Here is a 15,665-nt window from a genome sequence, read left to right as displayed (position 1 = left end):
AAAATTTCTCCCATACGAATGCGAAAAAGCCCCGCTAGAATGACCGAGCGGGGCTTCTTTATTTAGATATATATATGATTAGAATCAGTGCAGAACCACGCTATACCAGAAGACCTTGCCGATGACGTTCACCTGCTCCGGCCAGTCCGGCCCCAGATCCTCATCGGGGTGCTCTATCTTATCGGGGTTGGCGCTGCGTATACGTAGCCCTCCACCTGGCAGCCGATAGAGAAACTTCACTCGAAGCAGCCCGTCGTGGTCGATGGCGTACATCTTGCCGCTCTTGATCTGCTTATCGGAAGTGTCCACTCCCACCGAAGCCCCATCCGGCAGTATGGGCTCCATGCTGCTACCTTCAACGTAAGCACATGCTGCTGACTCCTTCGACACCCCTGCGCTCCTTAGGGTGCGACGCTTGAAGCGCAAAGTCGCCCCGTTGTTTTCGACTACCTGCGTGCGGCCCCCGCCGCCCGACAACGCAACCTCCCGGAATAGTGGGATCTCTACCTCGTCATCTGCCAAAGGTCTGGAATGGTCCCAAGGGTTCACGTTCTCGGTGAAGGTGAGCTCGTTGTCGGCCTCAGGCTTTCCTATTGCTTCCGGCGTGCCTACACCTCGGGATACGTCATTCGCCTGCCCGTGCTCCAGCTCGTCCAGCCAACGAGTAGGAAGGCCCAGCAGGTCTTCCACGTGTCGCGCAAAGTCTTCGCCAATCCGTTTACGGTGTGCGCCATCAGATAGGCATCGTGATACGTAGCTCGGCTGCCGATCGATAGCGTCGGCCAGCTTGGATTTGTTCCCACCGAAACGCTCTTTCAGCAGTGTCAGCAGGTTGCTGCGGCGAATGTCGTAGATGTCCATGCGGGAATCTTCCGCGCTCGTTACTCGCAGGTAAATTCCCTGCGGGTATTGATTTAATCATTACCCATGGGTAATCATGGTGGCGTTTCTTACTGGAGCCACCGATGAAGACACGCATTGAAGGCCTGCTCGTCTGGCTGAAGAGTGCCACCGACCAGCAGGTCGCCGACACCGGCACGACCCGGTCCTACCTCCGCTTGATCGGCTACGGCCATAAGACAGCGTCTGTCGGCACGGCGGCCCTGATCGAGAAAGCCTCCAACGGTGCTGCCACTCGACAGCAGCTGCGCCCTGACGACTGGCACGTGATGTGGCCGGAACTCGACTGCTTTCATGCCTCTTCTGGTGCCCAGTCTACCCAAGCCAAGAGCTCGAAAACTGCCTCCTATCGGGGGTGAAAATTCATACAGGGGCGGGGAGCACGCCATGACTCATGAACAATCGCTGATGGCGGCCAAGGTTGCGCTCGATACATCAAGTTCGCGCCTGCTCCGCCTTCGAGCCGAGCAGGCGCGAGAAGAGGGTGATGATCTTGGAGCCAGTCTCTTAGCGGCTGGTTCTACTTGCCACGCTCTTCGAGCATCGCGAACTCGAGATGCTCTTCGCTCATCGCAAACACCTGCGCGGGAGTCCAGTGATGCTTCTGCATGAGGTAGTAGCGAACCGCGTAGATGCCGCACAGCTCGGAACTCTTGTAGCCCTCCCGCTTGGCGATCTGGTCGCCCCTAAGCGTCAAGACGCGGGAGCGGTGGTAGGTAATCTGGGCTTCTGCCTCAGCCAGCCTCTTTTGCTCGTCAGTGAGCGAGCTCTGTTCAGTTTCGGCCATGTCGCCGGTACCTCAGTCGGTTGTGTGAGAACTCCCACTGTAACCGCTGGCGGCATGGCCCTCTATTGCCCGCTGGTCGGCTGTTTGCCGGCCGCGGGAACGCTTCGGGGGAGCACACCATGACCAAGACAATCACGCCGAGCTACTCCAGCTGGCTGACCAGCGATTTGTCCGATGAGATCTACCGCCTCACCCGGCAGCGCGCGGAGTTGGCGAGCGAGAAGCCGATGGACGAGGCGAAGCGGCGCTTGGAGCTGGCCCACACTGGCGCACGCTACCACGCCGCTACGGCCGAGCTGATGAGCCGAGCCGAACCATTCGACGATGACGCTCGGGCGCGCCGCGACAAGACGATCGCGTTTCATCTGAGTGAGTCGGCCCGTTTCCATGCCCTGGCGTTGGGCACGGAAATGCTGCCCAACGCGCCGCTGCCTACGTTCGATGCTCGGGTGAGCTGATGCAATACCTCGTCGCCATCAATCAGGCCCGCGCTGTGGAGTGGGGGCTCAACGCGCAGCAGGCGATGCTGTTCGCCTTCCTGCACCAGGTGCCGACCTGGGCGGACGCGCGCCAGCTCGACGGGCAGACGTTCTACAACGTGAGCAAGTCGAAGGTGGTCGCCGAGCTGCCGCTGCTGACCGACAAGCAGGACACCGCCTATCGGCTCATGAAGCAGCTGGCGGTGCTGGGTGTAATCCAGATCACCAGCTGCGACAACCGCACCTACATGCGGCTGACGGAGAAGGGCAAGACCTGGAACCGCGGGGCGCCGAAGGCAGGGTCGGAAAAATCTCCGACCCTCAGCAGAAGCGCCGATGAGCAAGGGTCGGAAAAATATCCGACCTCGGAAAAATCTCCGAGCGGGGTCGGAAAAATCTCCGAGCCAGGGTCGGAAAAATCTCCGACGAATCAAGATACCAATGATCCTAACCCCAACACTCACACTGCGGGCGGGCCGCTCGATCACGCTCAACAGTTTGCCGACGACGGCCAGCCGCTGGTCGACAAGATCGGCAAGCCGGCGTCCCTGGGTGGCAACAGTGCTCACCCTGCGCGCAAGCACGCCATGGCGCTGGATTGGGAGCCGAATCCCGAGATGTTCGCCGCCCAGTGCTATCGCGCCGGCATGTCGCCGGAAACCCGCTACGAGCCCCACCAGCTCGCGAAGTTCGTGGCCCATCACGCTGGTGATCCAAACCGCCAATTGGCGCCAGCGGGTTGGATCGGTCGCTTCGTAGACTGGGTCCGCAACGATCAACGCAACGCTATCGCTCAACCGCAATCGACTGGAGGTGCCTATGCAAACGGCCGCCAACGTACTCCCCCACGCCGTCGCACAGCTGCCGAAGCAAGGGCAGCAGCAGAAGCCGAGCGGCAGGGCGGAGAGCGTCCATCCGATGGGCAATGGCACCGCTAGCCCTGAGGTCGTCGATGCGCTGTTCGACGGTATGCGGAATCTCTACGGGGCGAAGTTCGAGAAGCAGTGGGGCGAGTTTGACGAGCAAGGCGTGTGGGGGGCCGAGCTTGCTCATCTGGCGATCAGCCACCTCGAGCGTGGTTTCCATCGGTTGCGCGTTGAGATTCGAGACGCGGCCCGTTCCGGCGACACGGCCTGGCCGCCACAGCCGGCTGCTTTCGCCGCGATGTGTGAGCCAAGGCCCGAGGACGTGGGGCTACCGACGGTCGACGCGGCTTGGCGCGAGGCCTGCGCACACTGCCACGACCCCGCGGGCTGGCGCTGGAGCCACGACGCCGTGCGCATGGCCGGGCAGGCGATCGGCTGGCGCGAGATCCACGGTACCACGGCGCAGAGCGTGCGCGTCCGGCTGGAGAAGCGGTTTTCTCACGAGTACGGCGCCCTGGTCAATCGGGTGATGGCGGGGCAGCCACTGGCCGCCCAGGGGCTGATCGAGAACGACGCTACCCGCAATCGCGCCGAGCTTGCGGAGCGCGCCAGCCGTGAGGCCGCCCAGCAGCAGGCGGAGGCCGCGGGCCTGCCGCACCGCATGAATGCCAGCCAGGGGCTGGCGATGTTGAAAGCCGCCACGGGGAGGGCGTGAGCATGACCCGCTCCACTCGCTACAACCAGGCGCGCCGACGCCGGCCCGCCCGGCGCCATTGCGGCTTGTGTGGCCAGCCCCGCGGCACGATGTGCTTCGACCCGGGCGAGCCGTACTGCTGCCACTGCATGAGCCGTCGCCGCGCCGAGGGGGTGGGCCAGTGAGACGCACGGACACCCAGGCCGCCCGCGCGGCGCTGATCGGCGCCAATCCGCAGTTCCGGCTCTATCTCGACCATCGGCGCCGATACCGGGAGGAGTTGACGCCCGAGCTGCTGCCCGACGGCACGCACGATGAGCAGGATGCCGCCGACTTCATCCGGCACGCCTGCGGCATCAAGAGCCGCCGGGAGCTGGACACGAACCACGACGCGCGGCTGATGCTCGACCGCATCGTCGCCGACTACCAGCGCTGGGCGCGCCGTCAGGCGAGGGGGAAGTGATGCCAGAGAGTCAGTACACCCAGATCATGGCGGCAGAGGCAAAGCCAGCAGAACCAGCCAGCTGCGTGAAAGGCGGGCGGTCTTGGGAGTGCCAAGGCGAGGGCGACCTGGGCGCCTATCGGCTGGATGAGATCAGCCTGGCGGCCGAGACGTTCCCGCCGGGCACCAAGGTTCTGGTGATGGTGCCGTCATGCCCAACGCCCGGCTGCTCGCTGCACGCGGATCATGCCGAGGGTGGCGTCTGCGAATGCGGCTATGACTGGCAAGCCTGGGCAGAGGTTCTGCAATGACCGTCACCGCTACTCGCAGCCGGACGGCGCGGGCGCCCCGGGCCCCGCGGGTCGATCACGAGGGCATCGAGCAGATGGTGCTGATCCGCTGGCTGTTCGGCGAGCAGCAGCGCGGCATGCCCGTGGGCGATCTCTACGACGTGATCTATCACGTGCCAAACGGTGGCCAGCGCAACAAGAAGACGGCGGCGGATCTCAAGCGCCAGGGTGTTCGCTCGGGTGTCTCCGACCTGGTGGTGATGGAAGGTCGCGGTGGGTGGCTTGGGCTCTACCTCGAGTTCAAGGCGACGCCGCCGAATCACGCCGCTACGGCGGCCAGTCAGCGCGAGTGGCTGGAGAAGGCTGATCGCCGCGGGTACTGCGCGGTGCTGGCCCGTGGCTTGGAGGAGGCCAAAGCGGTACTGAGGAAGTACGCCGGGTGGGAGCCGACGATTATTGAGCAGCGGCAGGCCATGCCGCATGGGACGAAGTGGTAACGATTCAGGACAGGGATAGGGGGAGAGCATGCGACAGCTGGAGCTGATGGGGATCAATCAACTGTTGGCGGTGATCAGGCGCGAGCCGGAGGGCAGCACACTGCGTGCCCGGGCGCTGCGCCGTTGTCTCGATGAGCTGATCGAGGTCGAGATCGAGTGGCGGCTGGACTATCGGCACCTCAATCTGGGGCATCACAAAGTCAGCCCGCTGGCGGGCATGGGCGAGGGGCGCGGCGAGGTGACGGGTTGCGTTGACCACGTGATGGAGGCCGCGGAGCGCTATCGGCATGCCTGCCGCTGGCGGTCGATGGCCCAGGCACTGCTGGTGCACCTCACCGAGAGGCAGCGGATGGCCCTGCTGCTGGCGGGATATGCGATCCCGGTTCAGCAGTGGGCCCAGCCGGTGCTCGGCGACCAGCAGCGCATGGAAGCGATTAAGCAGGGGCATCGTGGTTTGACGCTGGCGGAGGTGTGTGGCGCCCAGCGAGTTATCCTGCAGCGGCTGGGGTATGCGATGGGGGCTAGCGGCAGCGTGTTCATGACGGCCGAAGCGCTGCGCAACTCTGCGAAGAACGCGCGGAAGATGCTGGTGGCGCTAGTAGGTGAGCAGGCGCAGATGGTGGCCTGAGCGTCAGATTCTACCGTATGGTGGTATCACGTACTGCAGCAGAAACACCCCGGCGAGTATGATGGCGCCAATGATCACCAGCACCGTGATCACGGTGTTGTTGGCTCCCCGGCTCATAGGTTTCTCGCTGTGTTTGTTCGCCATGGCTATCCCAGCGATGACGGCGACGATGATTGTGATGGCTCCCAACAGCATTGCTGCTCTCCCTGAATGTTGAGCTGAGATAACGGGTTTAACGAGCGCCAGAAAATAGCACGAATACTATATGTTGTGTTCGTGACCGCTCGGGGGTACTATTCAGCTAAGCTTGTCTTCTCTGCGCCCTGATCGGTATCACCGGCCGGGGCGCAGTCGTCATTAGGTTCCCTCTTTGCTGGACTTGGCTGCATTAAGCAAAACCTTGCGGGCTTGGAAAGGCGCATTATCAAATGCTTCTTTATAGGTTGCGGGCAATCGAATCTGCCCCCGTGATCCATCTGAATATCCTACCGCGACGTAGTATATGTCTGGTCCTTTGGTAGAAACTCCTCCGATATCGACTATTTCAAGCATCGTTTTACTCCTGGTTGGCGGTGCGGTTATTTAATTTAACTCGTGTTCGCCGCCTGTGCTCGCTCCCCGCGTGCTCCCCCACGTTTCCCAGAGCATGGGCGGCGCCTTTTTCGCGCCATCTGGCTTGCTGCGCGATCTTGCCGCCGTGCTGCGGCCTTTCTATTCGGAGTTCCCCATGCGATTCATGCGCGATGTCGAGATGATCGGCAGCGGTCGCTATCCGCTGCGCGTGCGCCTCGCCTGGGGCGCTCATGTGTCCGACGCCTTCGTCGATGCGCTGTTCGCGCTGTCGGCGCGCTTCGGTTGGTCGCTGGACCACGTCAACTGGCTAATGGCCTGCATGGCGTTCGAGACCGGCCGGACGTTCGACCCTGCCGTGCGCAATGCGGCGGGCTCTGGCGCTACCGGCCTGATCCAGTTCATGCCCCTGACCGCTCGCGGCCTGGGCACGACGACCGAAGCGCTGGCGGCGATGACGGACATCGAACAGCTCGAGTATGTCGAGGCCTACTTCCGCCCTTATCACCGCCGCATCTCGACGCTGCCCGATATGTACCTAGCCATCCTGCTGCCCGCCTATGTGGGTCGGCCGGGTGGCGCGGTGCTGTTCACCGAGGGACGTGTCTCGTACCGCCAGAATGCCGGACTCGATGCGGACAACGATGGTCGCGTCACCAAGGACGAGGCCGCCCAGCGGGTGCAGGAGATGCTGATCGAAGGCCAGCGCCCGGCGGACGCTCGGGACGTGTGGCAGGAGGAGGTGGCGGCATGATCGGCTCCCTGATGGCTGCGGCCAATTTCCTGATCGCTGTTGGTCTCATCATCCAATGCTTGATCGCGCTCAACCGCGTCGATGATGGCTGGACACGCTTCGCCATCCACCTAGTGATCGCGACCGCCGGCGGGCTGTTGGCGTTTCGTGGTGCTGACATGGCGGTGGATATCGCTCTGAGCGACCGAACAGCCATCGGCCGGTTACTGCTCAATCTGTCGATGATCCCCGCCTGGATACTGATTCACCGGGCTTCGCAAAAACGAGGTTAGCCGCGCGACATAACCGGGGATCGAGATGCCGGACCAAATCACTGAGCTCTGGCTGACGGTTTCCGCGTTCGCCCGAGAGCCTGCCCAGTCTGCGGCGCTTTGCGCGATATTCATGTCGTCTTTGCGCGTGCTGACGTCCGGCGGGCTGCGCAAGCCGAAGCGCTGGATCGAGACGTTGATGGTCGGCTTCCTGGCCTGGACCTCGCTGCCGTTCATTCAGCATTGGGGATTCGAGGCCGATACCGGCCGTTTCTTCGCGGCTTTCCTGGGCTACATCGGCGTGCACGGCTTCGAGAAGCGTGTCGATCGGCTGCTGGACAACATCGCCGACGTTGCGTCGGCACTGAGGCGGAAATGATCAAGCGGTGGTGGCAGTCGCTCAGCAGAGATAGTCGGTCGCACCTGCTGGTCGCGGCCTTGTGCTTCGCCTGGGCGGTGTCGTCTCAGATGCAGGTGGGTGCCGCTGATCGGCGTGTGGTCGAGCAGCAGGCCAGCGAGCGCGCAGTGGCGTATGGGCTCTGGTACGCCCTGACGCAAGAGCAGGCCAAGGCCGGCCAGTTCGAGGCAGAGCGCAACGCCGCGTGGGCAGAGCTGCGTGGTGTGCGCTATCAGCTCGGTGCCGCGGATGCGCGGCTCGAAGCCTGCAATGCGACCACCGCGATGACGACGGATGAGGGCTGGACCGGCCAGCTGCAGCTTAAGACGGAGAAGACGCGATGAGCATCATCGATAAGGCGCTAGGTGCGGTGATCAGCCCGGTGCTCGACATCGTCGATAAGGCTGTGACTGACAAGGATGAGGCGGCCCGCCTCAAGGCCGAGCTGACGCGCCAGCTTATCACCGAGCGTTCCAAGAGCCTGGACGCCCGCATGCAGGTGGTGATGGCTGAAGCCAATGGCGAGAGCTGGCTGCAGCGAAACTGGCGCCCGCTGCTGATGCTGGTGATCGTCGCGATCGTGGCCAACAACTATCTCGTTGCACCGTATCTCGGTGCGATGTTCGGCGTTGGGCTGACGCTACCGTTACCTCAGTCCCTGTGGGATCTCATGACACTGGGGGTTGGTGGCTACATCGCCGGGCAGACTGCCGAGCGCGGCCTCGCCACCTGGCAGCAAGGCCAGGTGGCGAGGGAGCAGGCCAGGTCGGGTCGTCTGGCGAGTGAGATTGATGCTAACCGTTAAACCACCATGGGAGTTTTACGTGGCGCCTTTGGATCTCTCAGCACTACTACCGAGTTATCCACGCCGTCAATTGCAGAGATCACTTGAATGACTTTGTAGCGCTTACGGTCGAGAGAAATTGTTTCCTTGGGTTTTGGGAGGTGCGCGACGTTGAGTGTGGCAATAGTCGTGCCGGTGTTGAGTTCGAAACGAGCAATCATGGTTTGATCCTTATGTGAACAAGAGCAAATCTCTTGACACAGAGATTATATCATGATCGATTTTTAAGCCTGCTTGTGTGTCTCCAATAAGAGACACTGGCGCCTAGTAGCTCCCGCTAACCCTGCCGTGCCCCTGGCTGCCGTCACACTACGACTGAGCGCCACACTGATTCGCCTAGTTAGCAAGCTCGTTTTCTATGTCATCTCTGGCGTCGTACAGGCTTCGGTGAATCTCCTCCAAGTTCCCATTGGTTCTAGCGCTCAGGTGATTGTCCATGCTCTTCAGTGTGGGTTGGTAGATCACCGCCTCGCTCTCGGTCTGGTTGCCAGGTAAGCCAGACACCGTGCCGACTTTGGCGGCTTGGCTGACGCGCTGCTTGAGCGATGCATAGCGCTCTTGGAGCTGCCGCTTGTCGCTGGTGCTCTCTTGCTCAATGGCATGCATGAGTGAGTCGATTTCGGCACTCAGCTGCTTGAGTGCGGCGCTGACGTCGTGTCGATTATCCATGGGCTTGGCGACCTGACTGGTTGGTGTGTGGCGGACAGCATAGCCCGCGCCTCTGCCTGGCGTCGCCCTGGCACGCACCAACCCGGTGCATTTTTTCGAATGGGTCCTCCCCACCCCCTCCCCCCAAGTACGGGGGCAGAGCATCGCGGAATTTGGCTACTTACGACTTTTTCCTGAGCCGAGGTTGTTGTTTTGTCGAAGACCGATAACACCGCCCAGCTCCACCCTGGCTGGCTCAACAAGACCGATATGGCCAAGAGCCTGCGCATCTCTACGCAAGCCTTTGATAAATGGGGTGTTGAGCCGGTGGCGCGTGTTGGGCGATCGGTCTATTTCGACTGTGCCGCGGTGCTCGAAAAACGCCTCGAGCACCAAGCGCAGAAACACCAACCGACACCAACCGAATCCGAAGAGATCGACCCGCTGATCGAGTACAAGCTCGATGTCGAGCGCAAGGGTCTCATCGCCGCCCAGCGAATCGGACAGGAGCAGAAAAACGCAGTCGCCGCCAAGGAGATGATCCCGGCCGGCTTCGCGACTTTTGCCTTGTCGCGAACGAGTGCGGAGATCGCCACGATCCTCGACACACTCGGCGCGACCATGAGGCGCAAGCACCCCGACCTGGAGGTGCGCCACCTTGACACCCTCGCGCGAGAGTTGAGCAAGGCGCGGAATCTGGCGGCGGGGCTCGATCAACGCCTGCCGGAACTCTTGGATGACTACATCGACGCCAACACCTGAGCAGCTCAAGGAGCTGGCACGGTGCATACGCGCGGGTCTGGCGGCGCTGTACAAGCCGCCGCCGATGACCGGCGTGGAGTGGGCCGACGAGCATTTCTACCTCTCGTCCGAATCGAGCTACCACGAGGGTAAATGGCAAACCCTGCCGTTCCAGTTGGCCATCCTCAACGCGATGACCAACGACCTCATCAACGTGGTCAACGTCGCGAAGTCTGCCCGCCTCGGTTACACCAAGATGCTGCTGGCCGCGATCGGCTACTTCATCGAGCACAAGAAGCGCAACACGCTGACGTTTTCGCCGACGGACGACGACCGCGACCGCTTCATGAAAACCCACGTCGAGACGATGATCCGCGACGTGGGAGAGGTGAAGGCCCTGGCGCCGTGGTTCGGCAAGAAGCATCGAGACAACACCATCTCGGCCAAGGTGTTCGCCAACGGCAAGCAGCTCATCTGCCACGGTGGTAAGGCGGCCCGCAACTATCGCGAGATCTCGGCCGACACCGTGATCTACGACGAGCTCGCAGGCTTCGACAGCGATATCGAGAAAGAGGGCACGCCGACCACGCTCGGCGACAAGCGCCTGGAGGGCGCCACCTTTCGCAAGTCGATCCGCGGTTCGACGCTCAAGATCGCCGGCCAATGCATGATGGAGCAGGCCGCCGCCGAGGCACCGGTGCGGCTGCGTATGCACGTACCGTGCCCCCATTGCGGCGAGGAGCAGGTGCTCAAGTGGGGCGACAAGGAGTCGACATACGGCATCAAGTGGGACGCAGGCAAGCCGGAGAGCGCGTTCTATCAGTGCGAGCACAATGGCTGTGTGATTCGCCAGCACGAGCTGCACGACGAGTCAGGCGAATTTCATATCGGCCAGGGGCGCTGGATATGCGAAGTGTCTGGCCTCTGGACGCGTGACGGCATGGACTGGTTCGACGCCGATGGCGAGCCGGCGCCCACGCCGCGCGCGGTCTCGTTCTACATCTGGACGGCCTACAGCCCGCTGACGACCTGGGAGCAGATCGTCATCGACTTTCTCAACGCCAAGGGCGACGCCACCAAGCTCAAGACCTTCGTCAACACGACGCTGGGCGAGACCTGGGACGCCACGGCTGGCCAAAAGCTCGAGTGGGAGATCCTTTACAACCGCCGCGAGAAGTTCCCGCGGGTGCCCGACGGCGCCGTCGGTCTGTTCGGTGGCATCGACACCCAGGATGACCGCTACGAGGGTCGCGTTTACGCCTACGGCGCGGACGAGGAGTCCTGGCTGGTCGATCGCTGGATTCTCTACGGCGACCCCGCGGGTGCCGAGCTGCTGCGCAAGGTGGGCGAGCGGCTGGTCAAGGTCTACGAACGCGACGACGGCCAGCGCATGACCGTGGCGCGCTGGTGCTGGGACTCCGGCGGCCACTACACCGATGAGGTCTACAAGGCCTCCAAGCGTCACGGCGTGCAGTGGGTAGTGCCCACCAGGGGTGCCAACGTCTACGGCAAGCCCATCCAGAACTTCCCGCGCAAGCGCAACAGCAAGGGCGTCTACCTCACCGAGATCGGCACCGACAACGCCAAGGAGCTGATCTTCAATCGCCTGCAGATCCCGCCGGGGACTGGCGAGCCGACGCCGGGCTGCATTCACCTGCCGCTCGACGACAGCATCTGCGACAGCGACGAGGTCAAGCAGATCGTCGCCGAGGTGAAGGTGCGCAAGATCGTCAACGGCCGCGCCGTCTACCGATGGGACGCCGGCGGCCGGCGCAACGAGGGTCTCGACTGCGCGGTGCTGGCGCTCGCGGCGCTGCGCATCTCGCAGGAGCGTTTCGGCTTCGATCTCGACGCCGCTGCCGCTGTGCTGCCCCAGGAAGACGAAGACACGCCACCCGCGCCGCCCGAGACGCCGTCACCGAGTGCGCCGGGCAGCGGCTGGCTACAAACCCCAGGAGGTTCATGGCTATGACGCCAGTCCAGCGCGCTCAGGCGATGGTCGATTTCTACTACGAGGCCGAGGAAGCCGTGCTCATGGGGCGGTCGATCACCAAGGAGGGGCGCACGCTCACCATGGTCGACCTGCCCGCTATCCGCGACGGCCGGCGTGAATGGGAGCGCCGCCTGCAGCAGCTCAAGGGCCGCGGTGGCGGCGTCTACAGTCTGGCGAGGTTCGGCGATGGGTAACCCTCTCGATAGCGTAATCAATGCCCTGGCGCCGCAGTGGGGCGCCCGCCGCGCCGGTGCGCGCCAGATCCTGAGCGCCTACGAAGCGGCGAAGCCATCGCGCACCCAGAAAGCCAAGGGGTCGACGCTGAGCGGCGACCTGACGGCACAGATCGGCGGCCGTTCGCTGCGCGAGCAGGCGCGCTGGCTGGATGAAAACCACGACCTGGTCACCGGCATTTTCGACCGGCTCGAGGAGCGAGTGGTCGGCGCTGACGGCATGGGTATCGAGCCCATACCGCTCGACACCAACGGGCAACGCCTGCGAGAGCTGTCGAAGGCGATCAAGGCGGAGTGGGCGGCGTGGTCTCTACGGCCCGAGACCACCGGAGAGATGACCCGGCCGGAGATGGAGCGGCTCGTGGTGCGTAGCTGGCTGCGCGACGGCGAGGTGCTGGCGCAGGAGCTTCGCGGCCGGGTGCCACTCTACGACCACCTGACGGATGTGCCCTACGCCTTGGAGTGTCTGGAGGCAGACTACCTGCCGCTGCACTTCAATGACCCTGCCCAGAAGATCGCGGCGGGCATCGAGCGCAATGCCTGGCGCCGGGTCAAGGCGTACCACGTCTACAAGCAGCACCCGGGCAGCCTGACCAACTTCGCCATGGCCACCAAGCGCGTGCCTGCCGATAGCATGATCCACCTCGCGCATCGCAAGCGTCTCCAGCAGTCGCGGGGCATCTCGATCCTGCATGCGGTGCTACAGCGGCTGGCGGACCTCAAGGACTACGAGGAGAGCGAGCGCGTCGCAGCTCGCATCGCCGCGGCGATGACGATGTACATCAAGAAGGGCGAGCCGCACGACTACGCCGTCAACTCAGGCAAGACAGACCAGGGTGCCGGCGCTGCGCTACCGCCCGGGCAACGCGCCTTCCAGATCGCGCCGGGGATGGTCTTCGACGGACTCATGCCCGGCGAGGATGTGGGCACGATCCAGTCGAACCGCCCCAGCGCGCTACTCGACGGGTTCCGCGGGGCGATGATCCGCGCGGCCGCCGCCGGCACGCGCATGGGCTACTCGACGGCCAACCGCGATTACAACGGCACCTACAGCGCTCAGCGCCAGGAGCTGATCGAAGCGCAGCTGGGCTACGACCTGCTGCAGGGCCAGTTCCGCGATCAGTGGTCGCGCCGGGTCTACCGCAGCTGGCTCGACATGGCAGTGATCATCGGGCGCATTCAGCTGCCGCCGAATCTCGACCGCCGCACGCTCTACAACGCGTTCTATCTCGGCCCTGTCATGCCGTGGATCGACCCCGGCCGCGAGGCGGACGCCTGGGAGCAGCTGGTCGCGGCGGGCTTCGCCGACGAGAGCGAAGTGGCGCGGGCGCGTGGGCGTAACCCGCAGGAGCTGAAGCAGAGCCGCGAGGACGAGATCGCGGAAAACCGCGAGAAGGGGCTGGTGTTCAGCTCCGACGCCTATCACGAATTCTACGGAGGCAAGAACGGTGCAGACCCCAACGGTAACCCCGCCGGTAACGGCGACAGCGCTCGCGCGCGTAATCGGCAACTTCGCCAGCCGGCCGATGGCCAAGGCGGAAACCGCGATTGAGCAGGTGGGCAACCAGACCTGGTTCATGATTCGCGCCATCGCCCAGGGCGTGGCCGAGATCGCCATCTATGACGAGATCGGCGCCTGGGGCGTCACCGCCAAGCAGTTCGCCCAGGAGCTGAAGGCGCTGGGCGACGTGCAGACGATGAACCTGCACATCCACAGCCCCGGCGGTGACGTGTTCGAGGGCATGGCGATCTACAACCTGCTCGCCAGCCATCCGGCCACGATCAACGTCTATATCGACGGCCTGGCGGCGTCGATGGCCTCGGTCGTCGCCATGGCGGGGGATACGGTCTACATCCCCGAGAACGCCATGATCATGATCCACAAGCCGTGGGGCATTCAGGGCGGCAATTCCGACGACATGCGCCGTTACGCGGAGCTGCTCGACAAGGTCGAGACCACGCTGCTGACGGCGTACACGAAGAAGACCGGGAAGACCGAGGATGAAGTCCGCAGCTGGCTCGCGGCTGAAACCTGGCTGTCCGGTCCCGAAGCGGTGGAGCACGGCTTCGCCGACCAACTGGTGGAGCCGCTGGCCATGGCGGCATCGCTCAAATCGAAACGACTGCAGGAGTTCGAGCACATGCCCGACGCAATGACGAAGCTCATGGGGCCGCGTGCCCAATCCACCCAGCCCCCGGCGGCACCGACGGGCGGCGCACCGTCTGGCGGTGGCCAGGGCGATGGCGGCCAGCCTCAAGGCGGCGCACCGGCGGGTGGTCAGCCGCAGGGTGGGGCGCCGTCACAGGCCCCGACCCCGCAGGCGGGCCAGCAGCAGTGGCAGGAGCAGGAGCGCGCCCGCCGCGAATCGGTGCGCGCGGTGTTCCAGGCGTTCCCGCAGCACAACGACCTGCGCGATACGCTGCTGGATGACATGAACGCCAGCGCCGAGATGGCGCGTGACAAGCTTCTGGCCAAGCTCGGCGCCAACACCGAGCCCACCGCGCCGGCGCGCACCGACCACGGCGCCTACGCCGGCAATGGCAACCTCGTCGGTGACAGCATCCGCAACGTGGTGGCATCGCGGGTTCGTCTCGAGACGCTGGAGAAAGATAACGGCTACGTCGGCATGTCGCTGAAGGAGCTGGCACGCGCCTCTCTCGCCGATCGCGGCGTCGGCATCGCCAGCCTGGGCGGCCACCCGATGGCGATCGTCGGCGCGGCCTTCACCCACACCAGCAGCGATTTCGGCGACCTGCTCGCGGACGTGGCGCGCCGCCAGATGCTCAAGGGGCACGAGGAGGCCGAGGAGACGTTCCAGCGCTGGACCGCCACCGGCACGCTGCCCGATTTCCGCCCGATGGACCGCGTGGACCTGACCACCTTCCCGTCGCTGCGCAAGGTGCAGGAGGGCGCCGAGTACAAATACGCCAGCGTCGGCGATCGCAAGGAGCGCATCGCGCTGGCCACCTACGGCGAGCTGCTGAGCATCACGCGGCAGGCGATCATCAATGATGACCTCTCGGTACTGGATCGTATCCCGCGCATGATGGGGCGCGCGGCAATCCGCACCGTGGGCGACCTGGTCTACGCGGTGCTCGGCGCCAATGCGCTCATGGCGGACGGCAAGGCGTTGTTCGGCGCCAATCGTAACAACCAGCTCTCGGCGGGCGCGCTTTCGATCGCGCGTATCGATCAGGCGAAGACCCTGATGGGCTCGCAGAAAGAGGGCGATGCGGTCCTCAACATCCGGCCGAAGTACCACCTGACGCCGCTGGCACTGGAGTCGACCGCCAAGGCGCTCTACGCCGCCGAGTTCGATCCGCAGTTGGCCGAGGCTCGCGTGCCCAACCCGGTGCGCGGCCTGACCGAGGTGATCGCCGATGCGCGCCTGGATCAGCAGAGCAAGACGACGACCTACATGGTGGCCGACCCCAACCAGTTCGACACGGTCGAGGTCGCCTATCTGGACGGCAACGACACGCCCTATCTCGAGCAGCAGCAGGGCTTCACCGTCGATGGTGCGGTGTTCAAGGTCCGCATGGATGCCGGCGTCGCGCCGCTGAGCTATCGCACCATGGTCAAGCTGACCGGCAACTGATCGCCGCCCGCGGCAACCCATAGCGCCCACCAATGACCGCCGCCGGCGGTTT

24 protein-coding genes are annotated in these 15,665 nt (G+C 63.9%); 19 read left to right on the top strand and 5 right to left on the bottom strand.

Translation table 11 applies throughout. The features are described from left to right. Positions 1 to 84: 84 nt before the first annotated feature. On the bottom strand, positions 85 to 861 hold the full coding sequence (locus tag ABV408_RS13365; protein WP_353979420.1) for a helix-turn-helix transcriptional regulator: 777 nt from the start codon (positions 859 to 861) through the stop codon (positions 85 to 87). A 104-nt stretch (positions 862 to 965) separates the two neighbouring features. On the opposite strand from ABV408_RS13365, the gene ABV408_RS13360 reads away from it, so the two are divergent. After that, positions 966 to 1,259 (top strand): hypothetical protein, encoded by a 294-nt coding sequence (locus tag ABV408_RS13360; RefSeq protein WP_353979419.1) that lies wholly within the window; start codon positions 966 to 968, stop codon positions 1,257 to 1,259. A 161-nt stretch (positions 1,260 to 1,420) separates the two neighbouring features. Here ABV408_RS13360 and ABV408_RS13355 read toward each other — a convergent pair whose 3' ends face one another. After that, positions 1,421 to 1,687 carry a hypothetical protein gene (locus ABV408_RS13355; RefSeq protein WP_353979418.1) on the bottom strand — a complete coding sequence of 89 codons (267 nt, stop codon included), beginning with the start codon at positions 1,685 to 1,687 and terminating at the stop codon, positions 1,421 to 1,423. A 119-nt stretch (positions 1,688 to 1,806) separates the two neighbouring features. Between ABV408_RS13355 and ABV408_RS13350 the strand changes: the two genes are divergently transcribed. Genes ABV408_RS13350 through ABV408_RS13315 form a run of 8 tightly spaced genes read left to right on the top strand, consistent with a single transcriptional unit; the run spans position 1,807 to position 5,583 of the window. After that, positions 1,807 to 2,145 carry a hypothetical protein gene (locus ABV408_RS13350; RefSeq protein ID WP_353979417.1) on the top strand — a complete coding sequence of 113 codons (339 nt, stop codon included), beginning with the start codon at positions 1,807 to 1,809 and terminating at the stop codon, positions 2,143 to 2,145. Then, the gene (locus ABV408_RS13345) at positions 2,145 to 3,104 is read left to right on the top strand and encodes a DnaT-like ssDNA-binding domain-containing protein (protein ID WP_353979416.1); all 960 of its coding nucleotides are present in this window, start codon (positions 2,145 to 2,147) and stop codon (positions 3,102 to 3,104) included. The genes ABV408_RS13350 and ABV408_RS13345 overlap by 1 nt, the downstream gene beginning before the upstream one ends. Next, a complete protein-coding gene (locus ABV408_RS13340) occupies positions 3,085 to 3,747 on the top strand; it encodes a replication protein P (RefSeq protein ID WP_353979415.1) in 663 nt (220 codons plus the stop codon). Before ABV408_RS13345 ends, ABV408_RS13340 begins: the two co-directional genes overlap by 20 nt. Positions 3,748 to 3,749: 2 nt before the next feature. Continuing rightward, positions 3,750 to 3,911: a hypothetical protein gene (locus ABV408_RS13335; RefSeq protein WP_353979414.1), complete on the top strand. Its 162-nt coding sequence runs from the start codon at positions 3,750 to 3,752 to the stop codon at positions 3,909 to 3,911. Beyond that, positions 3,908 to 4,189 carry a hypothetical protein gene (locus ABV408_RS13330; protein ID WP_353979413.1) on the top strand — a complete coding sequence of 94 codons (282 nt, stop codon included), beginning with the start codon at positions 3,908 to 3,910 and terminating at the stop codon, positions 4,187 to 4,189. The genes ABV408_RS13335 and ABV408_RS13330 overlap by 4 nt, the downstream gene beginning before the upstream one ends. Next, entirely contained in the window at positions 4,189 to 4,479 is a 291-nt protein-coding gene (locus ABV408_RS13325) for a hypothetical protein (protein ID WP_353979412.1), read from the top strand. The genes ABV408_RS13330 and ABV408_RS13325 overlap by 1 nt, the downstream gene beginning before the upstream one ends. Further along, positions 4,476 to 4,955 carry a VRR-NUC domain-containing protein gene (locus ABV408_RS13320; RefSeq protein ID WP_353979411.1) on the top strand — a complete coding sequence of 160 codons (480 nt, stop codon included), beginning with the start codon at positions 4,476 to 4,478 and terminating at the stop codon, positions 4,953 to 4,955. The genes ABV408_RS13325 and ABV408_RS13320 overlap by 4 nt, the downstream gene beginning before the upstream one ends. A 28-nt stretch (positions 4,956 to 4,983) precedes the next feature. After that, entirely contained in the window at positions 4,984 to 5,583 is a 600-nt protein-coding gene (locus ABV408_RS13315) for a hypothetical protein (protein WP_353979410.1), read from the top strand. 3 nt (positions 5,584 to 5,586) lie between these two features. On the opposite strand, the gene ABV408_RS13310 is transcribed toward ABV408_RS13315, so the two are convergent. After that, positions 5,587 to 5,778 (bottom strand): hypothetical protein, encoded by a 192-nt coding sequence (locus ABV408_RS13310; RefSeq protein WP_353979409.1) that lies wholly within the window; start codon positions 5,776 to 5,778, stop codon positions 5,587 to 5,589. 451 nt (positions 5,779 to 6,229) lie between these two features. On the opposite strand from ABV408_RS13310, the gene ABV408_RS13305 reads away from it, so the two are divergent. From ABV408_RS13305 to ABV408_RS13285, 5 genes are read left to right on the top strand one after another with little or no spacing between them, the layout of a single operon-like run. Next, positions 6,230 to 6,907, top strand: a complete 678-nt coding sequence (locus ABV408_RS13305) for a hypothetical protein (RefSeq protein ID WP_353979408.1) — start codon at positions 6,230 to 6,232, stop codon at positions 6,905 to 6,907. Then, positions 6,904 to 7,179, top strand: a complete 276-nt coding sequence (locus ABV408_RS13300) for a hypothetical protein (RefSeq protein WP_353979407.1) — start codon at positions 6,904 to 6,906, stop codon at positions 7,177 to 7,179. Before ABV408_RS13305 ends, ABV408_RS13300 begins: the two co-directional genes overlap by 4 nt. A 25-nt stretch (positions 7,180 to 7,204) precedes the next feature. Next, a complete protein-coding gene (locus tag ABV408_RS13295; RefSeq protein WP_285950902.1) occupies positions 7,205 to 7,537 on the top strand; it encodes a phage holin family protein in 333 nt (110 codons plus the stop codon). After that, the gene (locus tag ABV408_RS13290) at positions 7,534 to 7,899 is read left to right on the top strand and encodes a hypothetical protein (RefSeq protein WP_353979406.1); all 366 of its coding nucleotides are present in this window, start codon (positions 7,534 to 7,536) and stop codon (positions 7,897 to 7,899) included. Before ABV408_RS13295 ends, ABV408_RS13290 begins: the two co-directional genes overlap by 4 nt. Further along, on the top strand, positions 7,896 to 8,360 hold the full coding sequence (locus tag ABV408_RS13285) for a 3TM-type holin (protein ID WP_353979405.1): 465 nt from the start codon (positions 7,896 to 7,898) through the stop codon (positions 8,358 to 8,360). The genes ABV408_RS13290 and ABV408_RS13285 overlap by 4 nt, the downstream gene beginning before the upstream one ends. On the opposite strand, the gene ABV408_RS13280 is transcribed toward ABV408_RS13285, so the two are convergent. Continuing rightward, entirely contained in the window at positions 8,357 to 8,560 is a 204-nt protein-coding gene (locus ABV408_RS13280; protein WP_353979404.1) for a hypothetical protein, read from the bottom strand. The two genes, ABV408_RS13285 and ABV408_RS13280, sit on opposite strands and share 4 nt — an antisense overlap. A gap of 175 nt (positions 8,561 to 8,735) precedes the next feature. Then, positions 8,736 to 9,068, bottom strand: a complete 333-nt coding sequence (locus ABV408_RS13275) for a hypothetical protein (RefSeq protein WP_353979403.1) — start codon at positions 9,066 to 9,068, stop codon at positions 8,736 to 8,738. Between the two features lie 192 nt (positions 9,069 to 9,260). Here ABV408_RS13275 and ABV408_RS13270 point away from each other — a divergent pair, with 192 nt between their 5' ends. From ABV408_RS13270 to ABV408_RS13250, 5 genes are read left to right on the top strand one after another with little or no spacing between them, the layout of a single operon-like run. Beyond that, positions 9,261 to 9,809: a terminase small subunit gene (locus tag ABV408_RS13270; RefSeq protein WP_353979402.1), complete on the top strand. Its 549-nt coding sequence runs from the start codon at positions 9,261 to 9,263 to the stop codon at positions 9,807 to 9,809. Further along, the gene (locus tag ABV408_RS13265; RefSeq protein WP_353979401.1) at positions 9,784 to 11,760 is read left to right on the top strand and encodes a terminase gpA endonuclease subunit; all 1,977 of its coding nucleotides are present in this window, start codon (positions 9,784 to 9,786) and stop codon (positions 11,758 to 11,760) included. The genes ABV408_RS13270 and ABV408_RS13265 overlap by 26 nt, the downstream gene beginning before the upstream one ends. Beyond that, the gene (locus ABV408_RS13260) at positions 11,751 to 11,975 is read left to right on the top strand and encodes a hypothetical protein (RefSeq protein WP_353979400.1); all 225 of its coding nucleotides are present in this window, start codon (positions 11,751 to 11,753) and stop codon (positions 11,973 to 11,975) included. The genes ABV408_RS13265 and ABV408_RS13260 overlap by 10 nt, the downstream gene beginning before the upstream one ends. Continuing rightward, on the top strand, positions 11,968 to 13,566 hold the full coding sequence (locus ABV408_RS13255) for a phage portal protein (protein WP_353979399.1): 1,599 nt from the start codon (positions 11,968 to 11,970) through the stop codon (positions 13,564 to 13,566). Before ABV408_RS13260 ends, ABV408_RS13255 begins: the two co-directional genes overlap by 8 nt. Next, entirely contained in the window at positions 13,463 to 15,613 is a 2,151-nt protein-coding gene (locus ABV408_RS13250; RefSeq protein ID WP_353979398.1) for a ClpP-like prohead protease/major capsid protein fusion protein, read from the top strand. Before ABV408_RS13255 ends, ABV408_RS13250 begins: the two co-directional genes overlap by 104 nt. Positions 15,614 to 15,665: the final 52 nt, after the last annotated feature.

This window comes from Salinicola endophyticus, from assembly GCF_040536835.1.
GTDB classification, from domain to species: Bacteria; Pseudomonadota; Gammaproteobacteria; order Pseudomonadales; family Halomonadaceae; genus Salinicola; species Salinicola endophyticus_A.
Note: the sequence above shows the minus strand (reverse complement) of the source record. Positions and strands in the feature narration are given on the sequence as shown.

Bases quoted from the DNA above. Each gene is read 5' to 3' on its own strand.
- ABV408_RS13350 (WP_353979417.1), top strand. From the start codon at position 1,807: ATGACCAAGACAATCACGCCGAGCTACTCCAGCTGGCTGACCAGCGAT.
- ABV408_RS13305 (WP_353979408.1), top strand. From the start codon at position 6,230: ATGGGCGGCGCCTTTTTCGCGCCATCTGGCTTGCTGCGCGATCTTGCC.
- ABV408_RS13290 (WP_353979406.1), top strand. From the start codon at position 7,534: ATGATCAAGCGGTGGTGGCAGTCGCTCAGCAGAGATAGTCGGTCGCAC.
- ABV408_RS13285 (WP_353979405.1), top strand. From the start codon at position 7,896: ATGAGCATCATCGATAAGGCGCTAGGTGCGGTGATCAGCCCGGTGCTC.
- ABV408_RS13265 (WP_353979401.1), top strand. From the start codon at position 9,784: ATGACTACATCGACGCCAACACCTGAGCAGCTCAAGGAGCTGGCACGG.
- ABV408_RS13300 (WP_353979407.1), top strand. From the start codon at position 6,904: ATGATCGGCTCCCTGATGGCTGCGGCCAATTTCCTGATCGCTGTTGGT.
- ABV408_RS13275 (WP_353979403.1), bottom strand. From the start codon at position 9,068: ATGGATAATCGACACGACGTCAGCGCCGCACTCAAGCAGCTGAGTGCC.
- ABV408_RS13365 (WP_353979420.1), bottom strand. From the start codon at position 861: ATGGACATCTACGACATTCGCCGCAGCAACCTGCTGACACTGCTGAAA.
- ABV408_RS13295 (WP_285950902.1), top strand. From the start codon at position 7,205: ATGCCGGACCAAATCACTGAGCTCTGGCTGACGGTTTCCGCGTTCGCC.
- ABV408_RS13320 (WP_353979411.1), top strand. From the start codon at position 4,476: ATGACCGTCACCGCTACTCGCAGCCGGACGGCGCGGGCGCCCCGGGCC.
- ABV408_RS13315 (WP_353979410.1), top strand. From the start codon at position 4,984: ATGCGACAGCTGGAGCTGATGGGGATCAATCAACTGTTGGCGGTGATC.
- ABV408_RS13310 (WP_353979409.1), bottom strand. From the start codon at position 5,778: ATGCTGTTGGGAGCCATCACAATCATCGTCGCCGTCATCGCTGGGATA.
- ABV408_RS13340 (WP_353979415.1), top strand. From the start codon at position 3,085: ATGGGCAATGGCACCGCTAGCCCTGAGGTCGTCGATGCGCTGTTCGAC.
- ABV408_RS13325 (WP_353979412.1), top strand. From the start codon at position 4,189: ATGCCAGAGAGTCAGTACACCCAGATCATGGCGGCAGAGGCAAAGCCA.
- ABV408_RS13255 (WP_353979399.1), top strand. From the start codon at position 11,968: ATGGGTAACCCTCTCGATAGCGTAATCAATGCCCTGGCGCCGCAGTGG.
- ABV408_RS13360 (WP_353979419.1), top strand. From the start codon at position 966: ATGAAGACACGCATTGAAGGCCTGCTCGTCTGGCTGAAGAGTGCCACC.
- ABV408_RS13260 (WP_353979400.1), top strand. From the start codon at position 11,751: ATGGCTATGACGCCAGTCCAGCGCGCTCAGGCGATGGTCGATTTCTAC.
- ABV408_RS13335 (WP_353979414.1), top strand. From the start codon at position 3,750: ATGACCCGCTCCACTCGCTACAACCAGGCGCGCCGACGCCGGCCCGCC.
- ABV408_RS13345 (WP_353979416.1), top strand. From the start codon at position 2,145: ATGCAATACCTCGTCGCCATCAATCAGGCCCGCGCTGTGGAGTGGGGG.
- ABV408_RS13355 (WP_353979418.1), bottom strand. From the start codon at position 1,687: ATGGCCGAAACTGAACAGAGCTCGCTCACTGACGAGCAAAAGAGGCTG.
- ABV408_RS13280 (WP_353979404.1), bottom strand. From the start codon at position 8,560: ATGATTGCTCGTTTCGAACTCAACACCGGCACGACTATTGCCACACTC.